This window comes from Pseudarthrobacter sp. MOO14 (assembly GCF_058267675.1).
In genome coordinates this window covers 1,174,683-1,190,868 of record NZ_CM177849.1, presented here as the reverse complement: position 1 = coordinate 1,190,868, position 16,186 = coordinate 1,174,683, and the positions used below count along the sequence as shown (strand labels likewise).

Here is a 16,186-nt window from a genome sequence, read left to right as displayed (position 1 = left end):
GATCGCCAAAACGACAACAACTGCGACCTGGTTGGGAAGAAGGGTCAGTGGAAGGCGTCCAGCCCGGTGACATGCCTGCCCAGGATCAGGGTGTGGACCTCGTCGGCGCCTTCGTAGGTCCGGACCGACTCGAGGTTCGCGGCGTGCCGGAGCGGTGAGTAGTCGCCGGTAATGCCGTTGCCACCCAGGATGGTCCGGGCTTCGCGCGCCACGGCGATGGCTTCGCGGACGTTGTTCAGCTTGGCCAGCGAAATCTGCTCCGGCCGGAGGGCCCCGGCGTCCTTCAGGCGGCCCAGGTGCAGCGCCAGGAGAGTGCCTTTCTGGATCTCCAGCAGCATGTTCACCAGCTTCTCCTGCGTGAGCTGGTACCCGGCCAGCGGTTTGCCGAACTGCTGCCGGTCCAGCGAATAGGCCAGCGCGGCCTCGTAGGAGTCACGGGCCGCGCCCATGGCGCCCCAGGCGATGCCGTACCGGGCCTCGTTCAGGCAGGTGAACGGGCCACGCAGCCCGCGGGCCGCAGGCAGCAGCGCCTCCGGGCCCAGCCGGACGTCGTCGAACACCACGTCGCACTGGATGGACGCGCGCATGGAGAGCTTCTGCCGGATGGGCGTTGCCGTCACGCCGGGGGTTCCCGCCGGCACCAGGAAACCGTGCACGCCGTCGTCCGTCATGGCCCAGACCACCATCACCCCGGCCACCGAGGCCAGGCCGATCCACCGCTTGGCGCCGTTCAGCACCCACCCGGCGTCATCCCCGCTGCCGTCCCGCTCGGCGAAGGTGGCCATGGCGGCAGGATCTGAACCAGCGCTGGGTTCGGTCAGGGCGAAGCAGCCGATCACCTCGCCGGCGGCCATCCGCGGCAGCCACTCCTGCTTCTGCTCCTCCGAGCCCCAGGTGTGGATGGCGGTCATGGCCAGCGAACCCTGGACGGACACGAACGTGCGGATTCCGGAGTCGCCCGCTTCCAGTTCCATGGCCGCGAGTCCGTATTCGACGGCGGTCCGGCCCGGGCAGCCATAGCCTTCCAGGTGCATCCCCAGGACGCCCAGCTCGCCGAGTTCGGTGGCCAGCTCCAGCGGGAACACCGCGTCCTCGTACCAGCGGGCGATATCCGGTTTGATCCGTTGGCGGGTGTAGTCCCGGATGTGCTCGCGGAGCTCCAGCTCGTCTGCTGACAGCAGGGAGTCGAGGTCCAGGACATCGGACGGGCCGGCGCTCAACGCTTCACCTCGAAGTAGCCGCGGGTGGCCGGCAGGAACCTGCACACGGCGGCCAGGACCACGCCCAGCGCCAGCAGCACCACGCCGCTGACAAAGGCACCGCCAACGCCGAGGATCCGGGTATTCCCGTACGCCGGGTCCCACATCTGCACGGCGGAGACGAAGAACGCAGCAGTCAGCAGCACCGCCCCGAGGAGGGGAAGGATGCCGCGGAACCAGAGGTTCCGCGCGGAGTCCCGCAAGGTGGTACGGAAGTACCAGAAGCAGGCGTACCCGGTGAGGGCGTAGTAGAACGCGATGAACAGGCTGATGGCGCTGATGGAGTCAGCCAGCAGGTTCTCGCTCAGGAAGCTCATGGCCACGTAGTAGGCAGCAGCCGCCCCGCCCATCACCTGGGTGGAGAAACCGGGCGTCTGGTTCCGCTCGTGGACCTCCGCGAATTTCGCCGGAAGGGCCCCGTGGACACCCATGGACAGGGTGCCGCGGGCCGTTGGCAGGATGGTGGTCTGGGTGGAGGACAGGACGGAAGCCAGGACCGCGACGACGATCAGCCAGCCCCAGGGTCCCAGGACCACGTCCTTCATGGCGAGGAAGACATCGTCCTTGTTTGCCTCGTTGCCCAGGCCGATGCCCTCGGAGCCCACGGTGGCGTACATCATCACCAGCAGTGCCACCGAAACGTAGATCGCCATCAGGACGAACGCTGAAATCACGGCCCCGCGGCCGGGCGTACTGGCGGGGTTCTCGGTCTCCTCGTTCACGGCAAGGCAGGTGTCCCAGCCCCAGTAGATGAACAGGGCAAAGAGGGTTCCATGCACCACGGCTCCGGGATCGGCGAAGGCTCCCGCCGGGTTGAACCACTCAAAGTCGAAGGCCTGGCCCTCCGGGGCGCCGCCCACGATCCGCGCCACCAGGGCAAGGGCGAAGACGCCCAGGGCGATGTACTGGACATAGGTCAGCACCCGCTGGACGTGCTCACCCAACCGGATACCGCGGTAGTTCACCAGGGTCATCAGGACGATGAACAGCAGGCCCGTGGCGGTGACCACCACCTTGTTCTGCGCAAGCGATCCGTCACCCACCAGCAGCCACACATACTGGCCGGCCACCTGGGCAAGGTTGGCCAGGACCACAATCCCGGCCAGTGCCACTCCCCAGCCGCCCAACCAGCCCGCCCACGGGCCGAAAGCCTGGCGGGACCAGGTGAAAGTGGTGCCGCAGTCCGGGATTGCACTGTTGAGCTCGCGGAAGGCGTAAGCGATGAACAGGACCGGGACGAATCCCAACAGCAGGATCAGGGGAGTGTAGTTGCCGTTCACGGCAACGATCAGGCCCAAGGTGGCGGCCAGCGAGTACACCGGGGCAGTGGAGGCCAGCCCCAGCATCACCGAGTCGCCGAGGTCCAGGATCCCGGCCCGCAATCCCTTGCCCGGCACCGGGGCGCCGGGCCCGCTGCCGGGGCCTCCCGTCGTCGTGATATCCGTGCTCATGCTGTCTCCGGGTTCATAGGACGATACCTGCCTTGCTGGAGTTGGCCACGGCCGAAAGCGGTGCCGGTGCGTCGATGGTGTTGGGTACGAAGCGGCAGAAGTAGTCCGTGACCGGGCCGTCGGATTCCCGGATGCCGCAGCCCACGGATTCGCCGTCCACCACCCAAAGGCCCAGCACGGGACGGTTGCCGTCGAAGTCGGGAAGGGCATGGTACTGCTGGTAGCACCACCCCTCGCGGCCGTAACCGCCAGGCTGTTCCACGGTGAGGCCGTCCGCGTGGATCCGGATGTTGTCGCCTTCGCGGCCGTGCAGGGGCTTGGCCACCCATTCCGTCAGCGGCCCCGGGTCCGTGAGGTACGCGGGCAGCAGGTTGGGGTGGTCCGGGTAGAGGTGCCACAAGGCGGCCAGCAGGGCTTTGTTGGAGAGCAGCATTTTCCAGGCCGGCTCAACCCATCGCGGATTATGGGCACGTTCCAGGAGGCGGGGCCCGAACTCTTCCTTCATCATCAGCTCCCACGGGTACAGCTTGAAGATGGTGCTGATCATGAAGTTGTCCAGGTCCACGAACCGGTTCAGGTTGGGGTCCCAACCGATATCCGACATGTTGATCCCGATGGTGGTCCATCCCGCCTGGCTGGCGACGTCGCGCATGTACGCGGCAGTCATCCAGTCCTCGCCTGATTCCTCCACCTCGGAGTGGGCCACGTGGAGGGTGCTCATGCCGGTGCGGTACTGGAACTTCTTCCACTGCCGGATCAGGGCCTCGTGGATGCCGTTCCACTGGTCCTTCTCCGGGAACACGTCCTGCAGCCAGAACCACTGCGCCACGGAGGCCTCGATGAGTCCGGTGGGGGTGTCGGCGTTGTATTCGAGCATCTTGGCCGGGCCGCCCCGGCCGTCGTAGATGAAGTCGAACCGGCCGTAGACGTCCACGTCGGCGGCCTGCAGGGATTCAGCCGCCAGCTCCAAGGCCTGGGGGCCGATGCCGATGCTCCCCATGGCCCCGGTGGCCAGGAACTTCGCCGCCTCCAGGCACATCCGGTGCATGTCCTCGGCCGCGACCTCAAGAGTCTCCACCTCGTCCATGCTGAACTCGTAATACGCCGATTCGTTCCAGTACTCGATCCGGCGTCCGTCGTCCATAGTGGTGGTGGAGAAGACCAGGCCCTGCTCTTCGATCTTCTGCTTCCAGCCGGGCCGTGGTTGGGATGTCAGTCTCTTCACCGCTCAGCCTCCCGAGACCTTGCCGCCGCCGCCACTCGAGCCGCTCTTGGCGCTGGAACCAAACCCGCCGCGGCTGACCGTGCCGCCCTTGCTGCTGTACCCCGTGGAGGCCTTTGCCCCGCTGGGGATAGTCCGCGTGTAACCCGGCGCCGTGGACCTGTTCTGGCCCACCGGCGGAACGCTGGCCCCGCGGGAGTAGAAATACCAGGCGTAGACGCCGCCGCTGCGGCCGGCGGAGCTGTCGCAGTTGGTGTCCTCGACGCGCTCGCCGGTGTCGTCGTTGAAGCAGACCTGCGCGTATTCGGGGTCATCCTCGTTGCTGGCCACCACCGCCGTGATGGTTCCCGCCAGGAGGGCCGTGACGCCCAGGCCCACCACCACCGTGCGTCGCTGGGAACGCTTCTTCCGCGCCGCAGCGGCGTTGAGCTGCTTTTCGCGCTCGCGGGCAAACGGATCCACCAGGGGGACGGGCTCGTTGAGGAGGTCGGGGCGCAGCTCCGGCTTGGGGACCTGCCAAGGCGGCGGCTTGACGCTTCCGCCTCCCTCCGGAGGTGTTTTCTCCGGGTCCTCTTTCGGGTCTTTTTCGTTCGAGTCCACGGCCGTCCCCCTCGGTTGTCAACACTATTTGGGCGCAGCGCTGCACCCCCACCTGCAAGTCTCGACCCAGCGTAGTCCCTGCAACAGTGAGTTGACGAGATTGGCACCACCGGCAGGAACCCTAGACTGAAGCCATGGAACCAGCTTCTGTCCTCGCCGTCTGCCGCGTCCACCAGCTCCTGGGAGACCAAGGAAACGTTGGTGTCACCGCGATCGACAAACGCCCGTCCGAAGGTCCCGTGAAGGTGCACAAGTTGGGCGTACACGGGGACATCCAGGCCAACCGGGTCCACCACGGCGGCGAGGACCAGGCCATCTACGCCTACTCGCAGTCCGACGCGGACTTCTGGACCGGGACGCTCGGACGCGAGCTGCCGCCGGGAATCTTTGGGGAGAACCTGCGGGTCTCCGGCATCGAACCAACCAACGCGGTGATCGGGGAGCGCTGGCAGGTGGGCGCCGACGTCGTCCTTGAGGTCACCTCTCCGCGCGTCCCTTGCGCCACCTTCCAACGCCGGATGAAGGAACCCCAGTGGGTGAAGCGCTTCACCGAGGAAGGGCGGGTGGGCGCCTACCTGCGCGTCATCCGCACCGGCACCATCCAGGCGGGCGATTACATCCACCAAACATTCGTGCCGCGCCATGGAGTCACCATCGGCCGGTGGTTCAGTGCGCCCGACGCGGAGGCCGTCGAGGCCCTCCGCGATGCCGAGGCCGACGGCGAAATCAGGCTCCAGGAGGAATACCACACCAGGTTCGAGGCACTGATGCGGCGGCTGGGGGAGTAGCCGCCACAAGCCCCGTTGCGCGCTGTTCCCGGGCCGTGTGCGCAAGCTCACCGCCGTCGTCGGGCCCTTGATTTCCCGCAGGCGGTGTCCGTCCCTTACACTTGAAATATCCCCCACTCCGGAAATCCCTTATTCCTGCCCAATTTTTGAGGCAGGACTGGCAAGTGTTGGGGCCCGCGCAAGCGATGCGGGCATTTTCATAGGGAGAGCCGGCTAAAGAAAACGCTGTACAGACTGCTGGGATAGCAGCCAAGAGATGCAGTGCGAAGTCCTGCCACGGGATTGCGAAAGCGCCGGACTTCTGTGACCGGCCGGTCAACGTCTGCCCGGCACCATCGGCACGTGTACTGCGGCTCCGCTCACCTCGGGTTGTGCCGCCTGGCCCCCTATGGATGAGGAATATCTCCCTATGCCCGAAAATCAGAACGAAACCACCGCTGTTGTCGAGGACGCCGCCGAGGCTCCCGTAACCGCTCCCTCCGCAGCCCCCGCTGTTGAAGCGCCTGCTGCCGAGGCTCCCGCCGCGGAAGCCCCTGCTGCTGAGGCGCCCGCCGCGGAAGCCCCTGCTGCTGAGGCCCCCGCCACGGCCACCCCTGCTGCGGACGAAGACGAAAACACCGTCAAGTTCGCCGATCTTGGCATCGATGGCCGCGTCCTGGCCGCCCTGCAGGACGTCGGGTACGAAAAGCCGTCCCCCATCCAGGCAGCCACCATCCCGCTGCTGCTTGAAGGCCGCGACGTCGTGGGCCTGGCCCAGACCGGCACCGGTAAGACTGCAGCATTCGCAGTACCGGCACTGTCCCGCCTGGCCGAACTCCATGACCTCAACGGCCCCTCCCGGAAGACCCAGGCCCTGGTCCTGGCTCCCACCCGCGAGCTGGCGCTCCAGGTCGCCGAAGCGTTCACCTCCTACGCCAAGCACATCGATGACTTCACCGTGCTGCCGGTCTACGGCGGGTCCGCCTACGGCCCCCAGCTCGCCGGCCTCCGCCGCGGCGCCCAGGTGGTTGTGGGTACCCCCGGCCGCGTGATCGACCACATCTCCAAGGGTTCCCTGGACCTGTCCGAACTCCAGTACCTGGTGCTGGACGAGGCTGACGAGATGCTGCGGATGGGCTTCGCCGAAGACGTGGAGCAGATCTTCCAGCAGACCCCGGAGGACCGCCAGGTGGCGCTGTTCTCGGCCACCATGCCGGGTCAGATCCGCCGGATGTCCAAGCAGTACCTCAACAATCCGGCCGAGGTCCAGGTCAAGTCCAAGACCACCACCGGTGCCAACACCCGGCAGCGCTACCTGCAGATCATGGGCCCGCAGAAGCTGGACGCGCTGACCCGCATCCTTGAGGTCGAAGACTTCGACGGCGTCATCGCCTTCGTGCGGACCAAGATGGCCACCGAGGACCTGGCCGACAAGCTGAAGTCCCGCGGATTCCAGGCTGCCGCCATCAACGGCGACATCCCGCAGCAGCAGCGCGAGCGCACCGTTGACGCGCTGAAGGAAGGCCGGATCGACATTCTGGTGGCCACCGACGTCGCCGCCCGTGGCCTTGACGTCGAGCGGATCAGCCACGTCATCAACTACGACATCCCGCATGACACCGAGTCCTACGTGCACCGCATCGGCCGCACGGGCCGTGCCGGCCGTTCCGGCGAAGCGATCCTGTTCATGACGCCGCGGGAGAAGTACCTGCTGCGTTCCATCGAAAAGGCCACCCGCCAGCCGGTGGAACAGATGCACCTGCCCACGGCCGAGACCGTGAACACGCTGCGCCTGGGCAAGTTCGCCGAGCGCATCACCGAGACCCTCGCCTCCGAGGACGTCGCGGCCTTCCGCGACCTCATCGCCTCCTACGAGGAAGAGCACAACGTCCCGGCAGCAGAGATCGCTGCGGCCCTTGCCGTGATGGCGCAGGGCGGCCAGCCGCTCCTGGTCAAGGAGCTGCCCGCCGCTCCTGAATTCCAGAAGCGCGAGCGCTCCAAGGACGGCTTCGGTTCCCGCGGGCCCACCCGCGCACTGACCGAGGGCAATGCCACCTACCGGATCGCCGTGGGACGCCGCCAGCGCGTCATGCCCGGCTCCATCGTGGGCGCCATTGCCAACGAAGGCGGCATCTCGTCCGCGCAGATCGGCGGGATCGACATCCGCTCGGACCACTCCCTGGTGGAGCTGCCCGCAGACCTGAGCCCCGAGCAGCTGCGCGCCTTGTCCCGTACCCGGATCGGCGGCGAATTGATTCACCTCGAGCTGGACAACGGCCGCAGGCCGTCCGGCGACCGTCCCAGCTACCAGGGCAACCGCGGAGGCAACTTCAAGGGCAACGGCGGGTTCAAGAAGGAATTCCGGAAGAACGACGGCGAACGGTCCTCTGCTGAGCGCGGCGGACGTTCTTACACCGAGCGGTCGGAGCGGTCCTTCAGCGACCGGGGCCAGGCCGGCGACTCGCGCTTCGGTGGCCACGGCGACGGCTCCCGCAAGCCCCGCCACGGCGGCGACAGCGGACACCGCGACTTCAACCGCAAGGGCAAGTGGTAAACGCCCCGCGTTGAGGAATTGACGACGGCGATGGGCCGGCTTTCGAGCCGGCCCATCGGCGTTTAAGCGCACGGGTGTGGGACTCGCCACATTCGTGCCCCGGAGCGCTGGGCAGAGGGCCCGAAAAGACCGCTGCCGCCGTCGTCCTCCTTGCTGCCCTTTGCCCCTGCAGCCCCGGAAATCCGGGGAAAACAACCTTTCGCGGACCTCCAAAGAGCCTGTCCAACCGTCCGGGAGGGGCTCCAGGCGCCGATTTGTTGGTGCGGAAATCTTCCGGTAGAGTATTTACTCGTTGCCCCCCTAGCTCAGTGGTAGAGCGCGTTCTTGGTAAGAACGAGGTCACCGGATCGATTCCGGTGGGGGGCTCTGAATGAGGGCCTGCGTCAAGGCGGTTTTGACCGGCTTGACGCAGGTTTTTCTCATTCGTGGCGGTGTAGCTCAGTTGGTTAGAGCGCACGACTCATAATCGTGAGGTCGGGAGATCGAGCCTCCCCACCGCTACAGGCTAAGCCCCCGGAATCCGCAAGGATCCGGGGGCTTTTCTGTTTCCCGGATCGGCAGTAGCTTTGCAGCAACTGGCGGATGGGTGATTCGGTGGATGTTGTTGCTGCGGTCCTGGAGCCGTTCCGGTGGCTGGTGTCCGTCATCATGGTGGCTTTCCACGACGGGCTCAGTTCGGCGGGAATGCCTCCGGCGGCCGGCCTAACGTGGACCCTGGCCATCGTGGGCCTGGTCCTGGTGATCCGTGCCGCCCTTATTCCGGTGTTCCTGGCCCAGGTCCGGGCCCAGCGCAGGATGAACCGCCTGCAGCCGGACCTGAAGGAGCTGCAGGACAGGTACAAGGGCAGGACAGACCAGGCTTCACGGCAGGCCATGGCCCAGGAGCAGATGGCCCTGTACCGGAAGCACGGCACCAATCCCTTCTCCGCGTGCCTGCCCCTGCTGATCCAGGCGCCGTTCTTCCTGGCCCTGTTCCAGGTCCTGTCAGGGGTCTCAAACGCCTCGCAGCAGGGGACCGGCATCGGCGCCATGGGCCCGGCGCAGGTGGCCCAATTCGACTCGGCCAGCATTTTCGGGGCACCCCTGTCCGCGTCCCTGGTTCACGGCGGGGGCGATCCCGCCACCGTGGCCGTGCTCGCTGTCGCCATGATCCTGTTGATGATCGGATGCCAGTTCCTGACCCAAAGACTCGTGGCTGCACGGGCCATGGGCACGCAGGACCCGGGGAGCCCGCTGGTCCGGCAGCAGAAGATCCTGCTGTATGTGCTGCCGCTGGTTTTTGGCGTGGGCGGCATTTTCTTCCCCATCGGCGTGCTGGCCTACTGGACCGTCTCCAACCTCTGGACTTTTGGGCAGCAGTACCTGGTGGCACGAAGTCCTGGGCCTGCATGAGTTCCACGTGCAGAATGGGCCCATGGCGCAGCTGATCTATTCCGGAATCATGTCCCTCGACGGCTACACCGCGGGCCGGGACGGCAACTTTTCCTGGTCCGCCCCCGACGAGGAAGTCCATGCCTTCATTAACGACCTCGAACGGGAGGTGGGTACGTACCTTTTCGGCCGCAGGATGTATGAGGTCATGTCGGCCTGGGAAACGTGGGACACATCGGATGAACCGGCCGTGATCCAGGACTATGCGCGGATCTGGAAGGGGGCGGACAAGGTGGTGTACTCGACGACTCTTGACGCCGCGGCGACACCCAGGACCCGGGTGGAACGCCAGTTCCGGCCGGAGGATGTGCGCAGCCTGAAGTCCGCCGGCGGCAAGGACATCGCCATTGGCGGGCCCACGCTCGCGGCGCACGCCCTGAATGCCGGCCTCGTGGACGAGTACCGGCTGTTCATCACCCCGGTGGCCGTCGGTGGCGGCCTGCGTTTCCTGCCGGACGGCCTGCAGTCCGGGCTGGAGCTCGTCGATGAGCGCCGCTTCGAGGCGGGCACGGTGTACCTGCGTTACAGATGTCTGACCTAGCAGGCAGAATGGGGGCATGACACGCATCGCCATCATTGGCGGCCACGGGAAAGTGGCCCTCCTCCTGTCCGCCCTCCTGACCGGGGAGGGCCACAGCGTCACCTCGTTCATCAGGAATCCCGACCATGCAGCGGACGTTCAGGAGACTGGCGCCACGCCGGTGGTCCTGGACGTCGAGAATGCCACCACGGCGGACATCGCCGGCGCACTCCAGGGCCATGACGCCGTGGTCTGGTCCGCGGGTGCCGGCGGCGGCAACCCTGACCGGACCTACGCTGTTGACCGGGACGCTGCCATCCGCTCCATCGACGCCGCCGGCCAGGCGGGCGTCAACCGCTACGTCATGGTGTCCTACTTCGGCGCAGGCAAGGACCACGGGGTCCCCGAGAGCAACAGCTTCTTCGCCTATGCGGAGGCCAAGGCCGCCGCGGACGAGTACCTGCGCGGTACCGCGCTGGAGTGGACCATCCTGGGCCCGGGTGCCTTGACTGACAAGCCCGGAACCGGCCTGATCGACGTCGACCCGTCACCTGACGGGGACCGCGACACATCGCGGTCCAACACGGCGATCGTTGCGGCGGCGGTGCTGGACCTGCCCCAGACCGCTGGGCGGACCATCGAGTTCCGCGACGGCACCCTTCCGGTCTCCGCCGCCCTGGGACCGCGCGCCTAGGCGCCGGGCAGAAGCCGAATGGATCAGCTCGCCCTCATCATTGGCCTGCTGCTTGCCACGGTGGTGGCCGTCGGATTGGGCGACCGGTTGAGGCTGCCATACCCGGTCCTGATGCTGCTCCTGGCCGTGGCGTTGACGTTCATTCCAGGTTTTCCGGATCTCGAGATTCCACCCGAGCTGATTCTTCCCAACTTCCTGCCGCCGCTGTTGTTCGCAACCGCCCAGCGCAGCTCGTGGGCGGTGTTCCGGGTCCGCTGGCGCACGTTGATCATGCTGGCCGTGGCCCTGGTGGTGATCAGTACCGCTGCGGTGGCCGGAGCAGCCTGGCTGATGATTCCCGGCATCGGAGTTCCAGCCGCCATCGCGCTCGGCGCCATGGTGGCCCCTCCGGATCCCGTGGCGGTGGAGTCCGTGGCCGGCCGGGTGCACATGCCGCGGCGCCTGATTACCGTGCTGCAGAGCGAAGGCCTGTTCAATGACGCGGCCGCCATCGTCATTTTCCAGGCGGCCGTCGCCGCCGCCGTGGGCGGCACCAAGGTGGGGTCCGACGTCGTCCTGAACTTCCTCCTGGGCGCCGCGCTTGCCGTGGTGGTCGGTGTCGCCATGGGGTGGGTCATCGCCCTGGTCACCAGGCTGGTCACGTCCATGGTCGCCCGGAGCGCAGTGACCCTGGTGGTGCCGTTCGCCGCCTACATCCTGGCGGAGGAGGTGCACGCATCCGGTGTGATCGCCGTCGTGGTCACCGCACTCGAGATGCAGCGCCACGCCCGCCCCCAGGACGCCGCCGAGCGCGTCACGCGGAACGCCTTCTGGGACGTGGTGGAACTGCTGGTCACGGGGCTGGCCTTCGGCCTGGTGGGGCTGGAGATCCGGCACGTCATCCGGGATGAGGGTGCCGATATTTTTGGCATGACCGGTGTGGCCGCCGTGGTGTGCATCCTGGTCTTTGCTGTCCGGTTCCTGTGGCTGGCCATCCTCGCCGCGGGTGCCCGGAAGCGCAAGAACGTCCTCCAGCCCACGTCGTGGAAGGAAGTCCTCATCCTGACGTGGTGCGGGATGCGCGGGCTCGCCACCCTGGCACTGGCCCTGGCACTGCCCCTGACCCTGGCAGACGGTGCGCCGTTCCCCGGCCGGGACTACGTGCTGGTGATTGCCTGTGCGGTGCTGCTGGCCACGCTGGTCCTTCCCGGCCTGACGCTGCCGTGGCTGATGCGCGTCCTGAAAGCCTCCGAGGACGGGACGGCCGAACGCGACGCCGTCCGGGTACTCGCCGCTCGCGCCCAGGCCGCCGCCGTCGCGGCCCTGAAGCAGCACCACCTGATGAAGGACCTGCCGCAGGAAAAGGTGGCCCTGGTCAAGGAGCGGATGCGCCGCCTGCAGGTCGAGCTGGCGGGCGGCAACCTGCCGGATGAGCCCTTGGCGGATAAACGGAAGCGCGGGCGGGAACTGGCCGTCGCGGTCCAGACGATTGCGTTGGATGCCGCGCGGCAGGAAGTGGTGGCGGCCCGCAACGAACCGGACATGGATCCGGAGGTGGCGGACCGGGTGCTGCGGCAACTGGACCTGCGCACCATGATCATGCCGGAATAGCTACGCCTGCGCCGGCAGAGCCAACTCAAGGTCGAGCGAATGCTTCTCCACGTAGTCCAGGGCGCAGCGCACCGCACCCACCGTCACGATCGAGTCCCCCAGCGGGGAGACGGACACCCGCGCGGGGGTGGCGGTAAAGTTCTTTAGCCGTGCGGTGATGGGGCCCAGCAGCACGTCCGCGGAATTGGCCACGCCGCCGCCGATCACCACGAGCTCCGGATTGAGCAAGGTGGCCACGGTCCCCACCACCCGGGCCATCCTGTCCGCCAGCCGGTCCAGAATGTCCCGGGCCACGGCGTCACCGTCCGCGGCGGCCGAGAACACCTGCTCGGCCTCGACCCGGCCCGGCTGGAAGGCCCTGAGTGCGGTGGGGGCGGACCCGGCCAGGGCTTCCGCGGCCCAGGTCCGGGCCAGGTGGGCGATCCCGTAGGTGTCGCCCACCCCGTCCACCAAATCCAGGTAGGCGAGCTCGCCGGCGCTGCCGCGGTTGCCGTGAACCAGCCGGCCCCCTTCCACGATTCCGGATCCCAGCCGTTCGCTCGCAAGGATCACCACGACGTCATCGATCCCGGCGGCCGAGCCCAGCCACCGCTCGCCCAGAGCGGCCAGGTTGGCGTCGTTCTCGAGCAGGACAGTCCACCCCCGGGCCTCCTTCAAAGCCGGCCGCAGTCCCAGATCGAACAGGCCCCAGAATTCCTGCGTTGCCAGCACCTCCCCGTGCCGGTCCACCGGCGCGGCCACGCCGGCGCAGACCGCCAGGACCTGGTCCGGTGCCGCTGCGGCGGAGCGCAGTGCGGCCGTGGCAACGCCATCAATGAACGCAATGCGTTCCGCGGATCCCACCTCGCCGGCCTGGAACGGCTGGCTGGCGCGTCCAATGGTTGTGCCCCGAAGGTCCGAGACCGCCACGGTGACCTTGGCGTATCCGATGTCCATACCCAGCACTACGCCGGCGCGGTCGTTGAGTTCGAACCGGCGGGCAGGCCGGCCCTTCTGGTAGCCCCCGAACTCGCGCTGGTTCTCCCGCTCCAGGATCCAGCCCCGCCGGACCAAATCCTCGCAGACGGCAATGGTGGTGGCGCGGGTCAGGCCGGTGGCAGCCATGACGTCCGTGACGGTCACTGCCGCAGCGGAGCGCATGAACTCAAGGACCGCGCCGGCGCTGACCCGCCGCAGCAGTTGGGGAGTCGCCGGAACCAGCTCAGGCATGCTGTTGACCTTCCTGCACAATGCACCAGATAATACTTGGGGAAGTAAATTTAGATCCAATATAAATATACCCGCACCGACGAAAAGGACCGTTCCTTGTCCACCACCGCCACGCTGGCAACCCTGTCCGACTCCGACCGCCTTGCCGACCCCAACTGGTGGCGCCAGGCTTCCGTCTACCAGATCTACCCGCGCAGCTTCGCGGATTCCAACGGCGACGGCATCGGTGACCTGAGGGGCATCACCGCCAAGGTGCCGTACCTGAAATCGCTGGGAATCGACGCCGTCTGGCTGAGCCCGTTCTACCCCTCCGCGCTCGCTGACGGCGGCTACGACGTGGACGACTACCGCGACGTCGACCCCAAGCTCGGAACGCTGGCGGACTTCGACGAGATGGCCAAGGCCCTTCACGACGCCGGCATCAAGCTGATCGCCGACATCGTCCCCAACCACTCCTCCAACCGGCACCGGTGGTTCCAGGAGGCGCTGGCCGCACCCAAGGGATCCCCGGCCCGCGACCGCTACATCTTCCGCGACGGCAAGGGCCCCAACGGGGAGTTCCCGCCGTCGGACTGGGACTCGGTGTTCGGCGGACCGGCCTGGGAGCGGATCACCGAACCGGACGGCACGCCCGGCCAGTGGTACATGCACATCTTCGCCAAGGAGCAGCCGGACCTGAACTGGTCCAACCGCGAGATCCGCGACGACTTCCTGGAGACCCTGCGCTTCTGGTCCGACCGCGGCGTGGACGGCTTCCGTGTCGACGTGGCGCACGCGCTGACCAAGGACCTCACCGAGCCCCTGCTGTCCAAGCTGGAACTGAGCGCGGCCAACACCGGTGTGGACGGATTCGACGACGGCTCGCACCCGTTCTGGGACCGCGACGAAGTCCACGAAATCTACGCCGAATGGCGTGAGGTGTTCAACGAGTACAACCCGCCGCGCACCGCCGTGGCCGAAGCCTGGGTGCACGCCACCCGGCGCGCCCGCTACGCCAGTCCGCAGGGACTGGGCCAGGCGTTCAACTTCGACCTGCTGCAGGCCGACTTCGACGCCGCCGAGTACAAGGAGATCATCACCCGCAACCTTGCCGAGGCCGCTGCCACCGGTGCCTCCTCCACCTGGGTGTTCTCCAACCACGACGTCGTCAGGCACGCCACCCGTTACGGCCTGCCGCAGGTGGCCAAGGAGAAGGCCGGTGCCAAGGGCCAGGACGGCAAGGACTGGCTGCTCGCCGGCGGACCACAGGACCAGTTGGACGTGGAACTCGGCGAACGCCGGGCCCGTGCCGCCACCTTGCTGATGCTCGCAGTTCCCGGCTCCGCCTACCTCTACCAGGGCGAGGAACTGGGCCTGCAGGAAGTGGCTGACATCCCGGAATCGGAACGCCAGGATCCGTCCTACTTCCGCAACAAGGGCGTGGAAATCGGCCGCGACGGCTGCCGCGTGCCGCTGCCGTGGAAGGTTGAGGGAACCTCGTTCGGCTTTGGTGACGGCGGCTCGCACCTGCCGCAGCCGGACTGGTTCAGCAAGTACGCCGTCGAGGCACAGGACGGCACCGACGGCTCCACCCTGGAGCTCTACCGCAAGGCCCTGAAGCTGCGCCGGGAACTGCTCACGGGTGAAGAGTTGGAGTGGATCGAGTCCGGCGCACCGGATGTGCTGCACTTCAAGCGCCCCAACGGCTGGCAGTCGGTGACCAACTTCGGGACCACGGCTGTGGACCTTCCCGCCGGTGAAGTGCTGGTCAGCAGCTCGCCGCTGGAGGATGGCAAGCTGCCGGCGAACACCACCGCGTGGCTGCGCTGATGCACGGCAGCCGTGGAACCGGGTGCCCCTGATGCAGGAACTCATCTACGGGTGCATGGGACTGGGCGGCAGCTGGTCTGACGAGCCGCATGAAGCCAAGCATGTGGACCAGGCCGCTGCCGCCGTCCAGGCGGCGATGGACGCCGGGATCACCCTGTTCGATCACGCGGACATCTACCGGCGGGGCAAGTCGGAAGCAGTTTTCGGCGAGGTGCTGGCGGCCACCCCGGGCCTGCGGGAGCGGATCCGGCTGCAGACCAAGTGCGGCATCCGGCTCAATGAACGCGGCCTGCAGACCCACTACGACCTCAGCCGGGAAGGCATCCTGGAGCGGGTCAACGGCAGCCTCGGGAGGCTTCGGACGGACTTCGTGGACGTCCTGCTGCTGCACCGCCCGGATCCGCTGGCGGACCCGGCAGAGGTCGCGTCCGCCGTCGGGCAGCTGATGGCCGAAGGCAACGTCCGGCAGTTGGGCGTATCCAACATGTCCGCCGCCCAGATCGAGGCTTTGCGGGACCGGCTGGAGACGCCGGTGGTGGCCAACCAGCTTGAGATGAGCCTGCTCAAGCGGGCATGGCTGGAAAGCCAGGTCCTGGTCAACCACCCGGACCACCCGGAGTACAGCTTCCCGCACGGCACGCTGGAGTACTGCGCCCGCAACAACATCACCCTGCAGGCGTACGGGTCCCTCGCCCGCGGCGCCTACACCGGGGCGGAGCTGGAAAGCCCGGCCCCTGCAGAGGCCGCCACCGCAGAACTTGTGGCGGAACTCGCGGTGCAGTACGGGACCACCGGCGAGTCGGTCCTGCTGGGCTGGCTGATGAAGCACCCGTCCGGCATCGCGCCGGTGATCGGGACGGCCAACCCCGAACGCATCCTCGCCTGTGCGGATGCGGAGAGGGTGGCCGGTGCCATGACCCGGGCCGACTGGTACCGGCTCTGGGTGACGGCGCGCGGCAGCAACATCCCCTGACCGTTCCGCAAGGGTGGCGGCGGGCGTCCCGATGCATGGTCATCAGGGCGCCCGCCGCTTCCGTATCCGGTCATAACGCGTTTAGTTCGTATTGATCCTCACAAGCC

At 67.2% G+C, this 16,186-nt stretch carries 13 protein-coding genes and 2 tRNA genes; 10 read left to right on the top strand and 5 right to left on the bottom strand.

Annotated elements, in window-relative coordinates:
* Positions 1-44 precede the first annotated feature (44 nt).
* Genes AC4EEV_RS05515 through AC4EEV_RS05500 form a run of 4 tightly spaced genes read right to left on the bottom strand, consistent with a single transcriptional unit; the run spans position 45 to position 4,532 of the window.
* Positions 45-1,220, bottom strand: a complete 1,176-nt coding sequence (locus AC4EEV_RS05515) for an acyl-CoA dehydrogenase family protein (RefSeq protein ID WP_491330318.1) — start codon at positions 1,218-1,220, stop codon at positions 45-47.
* A complete protein-coding gene (locus AC4EEV_RS05510; protein ID WP_491330317.1) occupies positions 1,217-2,710 on the bottom strand; it encodes an APC family permease in 1,494 nt (497 codons plus the stop codon). Before AC4EEV_RS05510 ends, AC4EEV_RS05515 begins: the two co-directional genes overlap by 4 nt.
* A 13-nt stretch (positions 2,711-2,723) precedes the next feature.
* Positions 2,724-3,935, bottom strand: a complete 1,212-nt coding sequence (locus AC4EEV_RS05505) for a glutathionylspermidine synthase family protein (RefSeq protein WP_491330316.1) — start codon at positions 3,933-3,935, stop codon at positions 2,724-2,726.
* A 3-nt stretch (positions 3,936-3,938) separates the two neighbouring features.
* Positions 3,939-4,532, bottom strand: coding sequence for a Tat pathway signal protein (locus tag AC4EEV_RS05500; RefSeq protein ID WP_491330315.1), 594 nt, complete (start codon positions 4,530-4,532; stop codon positions 3,939-3,941).
* Between the two features lie 134 nt (positions 4,533-4,666).
* On the opposite strand from AC4EEV_RS05500, the gene AC4EEV_RS05495 reads away from it, so the two are divergent.
* The 8 genes from AC4EEV_RS05495 to AC4EEV_RS05460 all read left to right on the top strand — a co-directional run bounded on the left by AC4EEV_RS05495 (position 4,667) and on the right by AC4EEV_RS05460 (position 12,088).
* Complete coding sequence (locus AC4EEV_RS05495) at positions 4,667-5,320, top strand: MOSC domain-containing protein (protein ID WP_491330314.1); 654 nt, start codon at positions 4,667-4,669, stop codon at positions 5,318-5,320.
* Positions 5,321-5,729: 409 nt separating this feature from the next.
* On the top strand, positions 5,730-7,853 hold the full coding sequence (locus AC4EEV_RS05490) for a DEAD/DEAH box helicase (protein WP_491330313.1): 2,124 nt from the start codon (positions 5,730-5,732) through the stop codon (positions 7,851-7,853).
* A 294-nt stretch (positions 7,854-8,147) separates the two neighbouring features.
* Positions 8,148-8,219 (top strand) — tRNA-Thr (locus AC4EEV_RS05485).
* 61 nt (positions 8,220-8,280) lie between these two features.
* A tRNA-Met gene (locus AC4EEV_RS05480) sits at positions 8,281-8,354 on the top strand.
* A gap of 81 nt (positions 8,355-8,435) precedes the next feature.
* Positions 8,436-9,245 carry a membrane protein insertase YidC gene (yidC, locus tag AC4EEV_RS05475; RefSeq protein WP_491330312.1) on the top strand — a complete coding sequence of 270 codons (810 nt, stop codon included), beginning with the start codon at positions 8,436-8,438 and terminating at the stop codon, positions 9,243-9,245.
* Positions 9,246-9,267: 22 nt separating this feature from the next.
* A complete protein-coding gene (locus tag AC4EEV_RS05470) occupies positions 9,268-9,825 on the top strand; it encodes a dihydrofolate reductase family protein (protein ID WP_491330311.1) in 558 nt (185 codons plus the stop codon).
* Between the two features lie 16 nt (positions 9,826-9,841).
* The gene (locus tag AC4EEV_RS05465; protein WP_018760514.1) at positions 9,842-10,498 is read left to right on the top strand and encodes an SDR family oxidoreductase; all 657 of its coding nucleotides are present in this window, start codon (positions 9,842-9,844) and stop codon (positions 10,496-10,498) included.
* An 18-nt stretch (positions 10,499-10,516) separates the two neighbouring features.
* Positions 10,517-12,088: a Na+/H+ antiporter gene (locus AC4EEV_RS05460; RefSeq protein WP_491330310.1), complete on the top strand. Its 1,572-nt coding sequence runs from the start codon at positions 10,517-10,519 to the stop codon at positions 12,086-12,088.
* Here AC4EEV_RS05460 and AC4EEV_RS05455 read toward each other — a convergent pair whose 3' ends face one another.
* The gene (locus AC4EEV_RS05455) at positions 12,089-13,297 is read right to left on the bottom strand and encodes an ROK family protein (RefSeq protein WP_491330309.1); all 1,209 of its coding nucleotides are present in this window, start codon (positions 13,295-13,297) and stop codon (positions 12,089-12,091) included.
* Between the two features lie 96 nt (positions 13,298-13,393).
* Here AC4EEV_RS05455 and AC4EEV_RS05450 point away from each other — a divergent pair, with 96 nt between their 5' ends.
* On the top strand, positions 13,394-15,106 hold the full coding sequence (locus AC4EEV_RS05450) for a glycoside hydrolase family 13 protein (protein ID WP_491330308.1): 1,713 nt from the start codon (positions 13,394-13,396) through the stop codon (positions 15,104-15,106).
* Between the two features lie 31 nt (positions 15,107-15,137).
* Positions 15,138-16,079, top strand: a complete 942-nt coding sequence (locus AC4EEV_RS05445; protein ID WP_491330307.1) for an aldo/keto reductase — start codon at positions 15,138-15,140, stop codon at positions 16,077-16,079.
* The last annotated feature ends 107 nt before the right edge of the window (positions 16,080-16,186 follow it).